4 protein-coding genes are annotated in these 7,043 nt (G+C 66.1%); all 4 read left to right on the forward strand.

Annotated features, from left to right (window positions below; translation table 11 throughout):
- The first annotated feature begins 119 nt into the window (after positions 1 to 119).
- Positions 120 to 1,403 (forward strand): glutamate-1-semialdehyde 2,1-aminomutase, encoded by a 1,284-nt coding sequence (gene hemL, locus Q4F91_RS02450; protein WP_303334192.1) that lies wholly within the window; start codon positions 120 to 122, stop codon positions 1,401 to 1,403.
- Between the two features lie 171 nt (positions 1,404 to 1,574).
- Positions 1,575 to 3,770, forward strand: a complete 2,196-nt coding sequence (locus tag Q4F91_RS02455) for a protein-disulfide reductase DsbD (protein ID WP_303334194.1) — start codon at positions 1,575 to 1,577, stop codon at positions 3,768 to 3,770.
- Positions 3,771 to 4,033: 263 nt separating this feature from the next.
- Positions 4,034 to 5,536: a sodium:alanine symporter family protein gene (locus Q4F91_RS02460; RefSeq protein ID WP_303334195.1), complete on the forward strand. Its 1,503-nt coding sequence runs from the start codon at positions 4,034 to 4,036 to the stop codon at positions 5,534 to 5,536.
- 244 nt (positions 5,537 to 5,780) lie between these two features.
- The coding region (gene dcuC, locus Q4F91_RS02465; protein WP_303334197.1) for a C4-dicarboxylate transporter DcuC at positions 5,781 to 7,043 on the forward strand (1,263 nt) is incomplete at its 3' end.

A 7,043-nucleotide genomic window follows, 5' to 3' on the forward strand; every position in this document is an offset into this window, starting at 1 on the left:
TAATCCGTCGCTCCTTAGAATCGCGCCTGACACAGAATTTTCCTCGCCGGACCCGGGTGACGGCTTCCCGCCGCTTCCCCGGCTTTGTTCCGCCAATCATCCTTCCAGGAGTTTCAAGCATGGATCGCAACCAGGCGCTCATCGAACGCGCACAGAAAGTCATCCCCGGCGGCGTCAACTCGCCCGTCCGCGCCTTCGGTTCGGTGGGCGGCGCCCCGCGCTTCATCGAGCGCGCCCAGGGTCCCTACATGTGGGACGCCGAAGACAAGCGCTTCATCGACTACGTCTGCTCCTGGGGCCCGATGATCCTCGGCCACAACGACCCCGAGGTCGTCGAGGCCGTGCACGCCGCCGTTGACCGCGGCCTCTCCTTCGGCGCCGCCACGCGCGCCGAGGTCGAGATCGCCGAGGAGCTCACCCGCCTCATCCCCGCGATGGAGGAAGTGCGCCTCGTGAGTTCCGGCACCGAGGCCGGCATGTCCGCCATCCGCCTCGCGCGCGGCTTCACGGGTCGCAACCGCATCATCAAGTTCGAGGGCTGCTACCACGGCCACTCCGACGCTCTGCTCGTCAAGGCCGGCTCCGGTCTTCTCACCTTCGGCAATCCCTCCTCCGCCGGCGTTCCCGCCTCGGTGACCGAGCACACGCTCGTGCTCGAGTACAACAACCCGCAGCAGCTCGAGGACGCCTTCAAGAAGTACGGCGACGAGATCGCCTGCGTGATCGTCGAGGCGTTCGCGGGCAACATGAACCTCGTGCGCGGCACGCAGGAGTTCATCGACACGATGAGGCGTCTGTGCACGCAGTACGGCGCGCTCCTGATCGTCGACGAGGTGATGACGGGCTTCCGCGTTGCTTTGAAGGGCGCCCAGTCGCTCTTCAACGTGACCCCTGACATCACGATGTTCGGCAAGGTGATCGGCGGCGGCATGCCGGTCGCGGCCTTCGGCGGCCGTCGCGACATCATGGAGAAGATCGCCCCGTGCGGCCCGGTCTATCAGGCGGGCACGCTCTCGGGCAACCCCGTCGCGGTCGCCTGCGGCATGGCCACCTTGAAGAAGATCCAGGCCCCGGGCTTCTACGACCGCCTCGGCGCCCAGACCGCCCGCCTCGTCACCGGCCTCACGGCCGCGGCGAAGGAAGCGGGCGTGCCCTTCTGCGCCGATTCCGTCGGCGGCATGTTCGGCATCTACTTCCTCCCGGAGCGCCCGCAGGGCTTCGCCGACGTGATGAAGGCCGACACGAAGGCCTTCAACACCTTCTTCCACGGCATGCTCGACCGCGGCTGCTACTTCGCGCCCTCGACCTTCGAGGCGGGCTTCGTCTCGATCGCCCACAGCGACGAGGTGATCGACGCGACCGTCGCCGCCGCGCGCGAGGTGTTCGCCGGGATGGCGAAGTAATTCGTCACGGCTGACAGACCGGGGGCGGCCAGGTGTTTTTCCGCCGCCTCCGTACAATCTGAAGCGCACCCAGGGCGGCGTGTTCTTCCCGAACGGTCTTTTTTCGAAAGGCCTTTCCGGCAGGCGCGCCGCGCTGATGTTTTTCTCCCACGAAGCATTCTCAAACCCCACATGCCCCACCTCGACGGAATTCTCCGACGCCTCGGGCGGGCTGCCCTCTGCGCAGCCGCCCTCGTGATCTCCGCCACCTCGCTCGCCGCCCCGGACGCCGACGGCTGGATGAGCGCGCTCGACCGCGGCAGCCGCCAGAAGAGCGGCCCCCACGCGACCGTGGAGATCATCAGCGCCAAGTCCGCGCTCACGCCTCAGGCGGAGAACCGCCTCGCGGTCCGCTTCACGCACGAGGAGGGCTGGCACACCTACTGGCGCATGCCGGGCGACGCGGGCCTGCCTCCGGAATTCACCTTCACCCTTCCCCCCGGACTCAAAGCCACGGCCCCTGAGTTCCCGCTCCCCGAGCGCACCGTCACCTCCGGCCTCGTGAGCTTCGGCTACGGCGACGTCGTGGACTTCCCCTTCCGCGTCGAGGTGCCGCGCGGCGCCTCCGGAAACGCCACGATCAGGCTCCACGTCGAATACCTCGTCTGCCGCGAGATGTGCGTGCCCGAGACGGCCGACGTGTCGCTCCGCCTCCCCATCGCCGTCTCCGGCAGGGACCTCCCCGAGGGCGCCGACATCGAGCGCGCGATCCGGGATCTTCCGGAGCGCGTCAACAACATCGGCTCGATCACCGCGACGATCGAGGAAACGCGTCTGCGCATCGACGTCTCCGACAGCGCGGTTGTCTCGAGGAGCCTCGACTTCCTGCCCTTTGAGAAGATCCTGAAGCTCGCGGACGCCCCGGTCTCCGCGCCCGCCGAGGGCGGCGGCCAGAGCCTCTGGCTCACCGCGGACGAGAAGTTCGCCGCGGCCCCGGCCGAGTCGATCGAGGGCGTCATCATCGCCGACGGCGGCCCGATGCGGGGCGGCTGGGCGATCGAGACGAAGATCCCGCTCGCGCGCGGCACCGTCACCCCGCCGCCCGAGGACGCCCGTGAAAACCCGGCGCCCGCCCCGGCTCCTGCCGCTCCGGTGCCGCAGCAGGGCGCCGTCTCGATCAGCACCGCCGCGGCGATTCTCTTCGCCTTCCTCGGAGGCCTCATCCTCAACCTGATGCCCTGCGTCTTCCCGGTGCTGTCCTTGAAGCTCCTTGACCTCATCAAGGGCGCGAACTCGCAGGTGAAGCTCGTCAACCACGGCGTCGCCTTCACCGGGGGCGTCGTGCTCACGATGCTCGTGCTCTCGGGGCTTCTCATCGCGCTGCGCGGCGCCGGTCACGCGCTCGGCTGGGGCTTCCAGCTGCAGTCGCCGTGGGTCGTCGCGACATTGATCCTCCTCTTCGCCGCGATCACCTTCAATCTGCTCGGCTTCTACGAATTCACGTTCGGGAGCCGCGTCGCCGACGCCGAGGCCGTCCGCAAGGGCCCGAAGTCAGGTCCCGCGGCCTCGTTCCTCACGGGTGTGCTCGCCGTGATCGTGGCGAGCCCCTGCACCGCGCCCTTCATGGGCGCCGCGCTCGGCTACGCCCTCACGCAGCCCGCCCTCGAAGCGCTCGCGGTCTTCGTAGCGCTGGGGCTGGGCATGTCGCTCCCCTGGCTCCTGCTCTGCCTCTTCCCCGGGTGGGCGAGGAAGCTCCCGAAGCCCGGTCCCTGGATGGAGACCTTCCGCCGCGTGATGGCCATTCCGATGGCGCTCGCCGGGCTCTGGCTCGCCTGGGTGCTCTCGCGCCAGGTTGACTACCGGGGCGTCCTCGTCGTGCTCTGCGGCATCGGCGCGCTCGGCGTCTTCTGCTGGCTCTTCGGGCGCCGTCAGTACGGCCGCGCCTCGAGCGTCCCCGTGATGTGCGTGATGCTCGCCCTCACCGCGGTCTCCGTCGTCTGGGCGGGGAGCGGCGCCTTCGAGCAGGCGCCCGAGTCGCGCGCCGACGCGGGCTGGGCGCCCTGGAGCGAGGCTGCCGTCGCGAGCGCCCTCGAGGAAGGCCACCCCGTCTTCGTCGACTTCACCGCCGCGTGGTGCCTCACCTGCCAGGCGAACAAGCTTTCGGCCCTGGACCGCGACGAGGTGGTCGAGCGCATGAACGCGCTCGGCTTCGTCCGTCTCGAAGGCGACTGGACCAACCGCAACGCCGAGATCTCGCGCGTCCTCGCGCAGTACGGCAGGAGCGGCGTGCCGCTCTACCTCATCTACCGCACGGACGGCACCGTTTCGGTGCTCCCCGAGCTCCTCACCCCGGGCATCGTTCTGGACGCACTCGAGGGCAAGCGCTGATCGAAGCGTCTTTCCGAAGCACTGCGTCTTACAAATTCATCGGGCGTTCCGCTTAGTTCTCTAGGCGGGACGCCTTAATTTTTTGTTCAAGGCGCATCCTTTCGCTTCGCCTTCCGCCCCGCGGCACCTGGCTTGCTTTTAAATAAGCACGTGTTGAAGCCAGGTTCCGCGGCAGGCACAACCCAAGAAAAACCTTCCGCCCCGGAAACCCGATGACCTGTCTTCCGCCGTCGTTTCCCTCTCATTTCTCTCTCAAAAACAAAATGGAAGACATCATCAACTTTCTGAACGGGATCATCTGGTCCCCATTTCTGGTCGGCCTCTGCCTCTGCACGGGGCTTTTCTTTACCTTGCGCTCCAGAGTGGTGCAGCTGCGCCTCATACCGGAGATGTGGCACCTCATCTTCCAGAAGCGCGAGGACGAGACGGGCATCTCGAGCTTCCAGGCGCTCGCCCTCACCCTCGCCGGCCGTGTCGGCACGGGCAACATCGCCGGCGTCGCGACCGCCATCTGCTTCGGCGGCCCGGGCGCGCTCTTCTGGATGTGGATGGTCGCCTTCCTCGGCGCCTCCTCGGCCTTCGTCGAATCGACGCTCGGCCAGATCTACAAGGAGAAGACTGGCGACCAGTACCGCGGCGGCCCGTCCTACTACATCGAGAAGGGCCTCAACTGCAAGCCCTACGCCTGGCTCTTCGCCATCGTCACCATCGTCTCGGCCGCCTTCCTCTGCCCGGGCGTGCAGAGCAACACGATCGCCGCCGCGTGGAAGCAGGCCTTTGACCTCGACTTCACGGTCTCGGCCGCGATCATCACCTCGCTCCTCTGCTTCATCATCTTCGGCGGCCTCAAGCGCATCGCGAGCTTCACCACGCTCGTCGTTCCCTTCATGGCGCAGGCCTACATCATCTTCGCGATCGTCATCATCGGCGCGAACTACGAGCAGGTCCCGCACGTCCTCAGCCTCATCTTCCAGAGCGCCTTCGGCGCCGACTCCGTCTTCGGCGGCATGATCGGCCTCGCGATCTCCTGGGGCGTCAAGCGCGGCATCTACTCGAACGAAGCCGGCCAGGGCACGGCCCCGCACGCCTCGTCGGCGGCCGCCGTCTCGCACCCCGTGAAGCAGGGTCTCGTGCAGGCCTTCTCGGTCTACATTGACACGCTCTTCGTCTGCTCTGCCACGGGCTTCATGGTCCTGATGACGGACTGCTACAACGTCGTCAACCCCGAGGGCGGGTTCCTGCACCAGGCGCTTGAGGGCGTCGAGGCGGGCCCGGTCTACACGCAGCTCGCCATAGACTCGCTGATGCCCGGCTGGGGCGGCCCCTTCATCGGCATCGCGATCTTCTTCTTCGCCTTCACGACGATTCTCGGCTACTACTACATGGCCGAAACGTGCGTCGCGTACGTCAACCGCGTGCTCAAGGCCCCGGTGCTCATGCTCATCATGCGGCTCATCTTCCTCGCCACGATCGCCTTAGCCACGCTGCGCGCCTCGACCTTCATCTGGTCGATGGCCGACGTGGGCATCGGCATGATGGCCTGGCTCAACCTCATCGCGATCCTGCTCCTGCAGGGCACGGCCTTCAAGGCTCTGAAGGACTACGAGGAGCAGATGAACGCCGGCATCAACCCGGTCTTCCATCCGGAGAAGCTCGGCATCAAGAACGCCACCTACTGGGAAGGCAACCGCGCCGAGCGCAACGAAGTGATCGAGGAGGAGCTCGGCGTCGACAACCTCGACGGCATCACGCGTCCGCACAAATAAGGAAACCGTGCACCGATCGGGCAGGGAATTGGTCCTCCTTCCCGATCTCTGCTGAACGGCCCCGTCTGTGTGAATCAGTCGGGGCCGTTTTCATTGCGCCTTGCGAAATTCAAGCCGGTGCATCCGGGCGAGGACGGCGGGGGACTTCCGCACGACGGAGATGCTGCACAATGTCTATCGACCCCCGTGACATGAGGTCAGCATTCTTCTTCATCCGTCCCGATTCAAAAAAGGAGCAACTCCTATGTCCGCTGTCTACCCCTGGCTCGGCATCGCCGTGCTCGTCCTCTGCGGCTTTGCCGTCGTCAAGAAGTACCAGGTCAACATGGTCATTCTTCTGGGCGGCATCGTCCTGAATGCCCTCGCCCTGATGGCCGGCGCCGACGTCTTCCCCAAGAAGTTCACGGCCACCGGCATCGAGGCCTTTGACCTGATCGAGCTCTTCCGCACGATCTCCGTCTCCCAGGTGGCGGGCGTGGGATTCATCATCCTCATCTCGGGCGGCTTCGCCGCCTACATGCAGGAGATCGGCGCCTCGGACCGCTTCGTCACGGTCTGCGCGAAACCGCTCGCCTTCATCAGGAATCCCTACATCATCCTCGCCGCGGTCTTCATCGTGGGCCACTGCCTCGGCCTCGTCATCACCTCCGCCGCAGGACTCGCCATGCTGATGGTGGTCACCGTCTACCCGCTCATCATCCGCGTGGGCTGTTCGAGCCTCGCCGCCGCGGCGGTCGTCGCGAGCGTGCTCGCCATCGGCTACGCCCCGGCGTCGGGCACGGCGAACCTCGCCTCCCAGCTCGTTCATCTCGACCCGATCGAGTATCTCGTGCGCTACCAGCTCCCGATGGCGGTTCCGACGATCCTTGCCATGGCGGTCGCGCATGTCTTCACGCAGTACTACTTCGACCGCAAAGACGGCACGGGCGAGGTCGCGAACCTCGCCGACCTCGAAGCGAAGCGCGAGAAGCTCGAGGAGGTCCCGGCGCTGTACGCGTTGATGCCGCTCTTTCCGATCATCCTGCTCCTCATCTTCAACAAGTTCGTGTACGGCGTCGCGATGAACGTCGCGACCGCGATGTTCCTCTCCTGGATCATCGCCTTCCTGATTGACCTCGTCGTGCGGCGCGACGTCAGGGCCTCCTTTGACAAGAGCTTCGCGCTCTTCAAGGGCATGGGTTCGATCCTCACCTCGACCGTGGGTCTGATCTTCGTCGCCGCCTTCTTCGCGAAGGGCCTGCAGAACGTGGGCATCGTCGATATGCTGCTCACGGCCGCGAAGTCCGTCGGCATCGGCGAGCTCGGCACCGGCGTCGTCCTCTCGGCGATCGTCGGCCTCGTCACCGTCCTCACGGGTTCCGGCGTGGCCGCCTTCACGAGCCTTGCGCCCATCGTCCCTGAGATTGCCAAGGGCTACGGCTCGACCGGCATCGACATCATGCTCATGATTCATACCGCGAGCGAGATGCTCCGCGCCATGTCGCCGGTGGCCGGCGTGATTCTCATC

Origin of the sequence: Sutterella sp. (assembly GCF_030539355.1) — a bacterium.
In the GTDB taxonomy this organism is placed as follows: Bacteria; Pseudomonadota; Gammaproteobacteria; order Burkholderiales; family Burkholderiaceae_F; genus Sutterella.

What these genes read in the sequence shown, in the direction of transcription:
- Q4F91_RS02460 (WP_303334195.1), top strand. Translation starts at nt 4,034, where the DNA reads ATGGAAGACATCATCAACTTTCTGAACGGGATCATCTGGTCCCCATTT.
- hemL (WP_303334192.1), top strand. Translation starts at nt 120, where the DNA reads ATGGATCGCAACCAGGCGCTCATCGAACGCGCACAGAAAGTCATCCCC.
- Q4F91_RS02455 (WP_303334194.1), top strand. Translation starts at nt 1,575, where the DNA reads ATGCCCCACCTCGACGGAATTCTCCGACGCCTCGGGCGGGCTGCCCTC.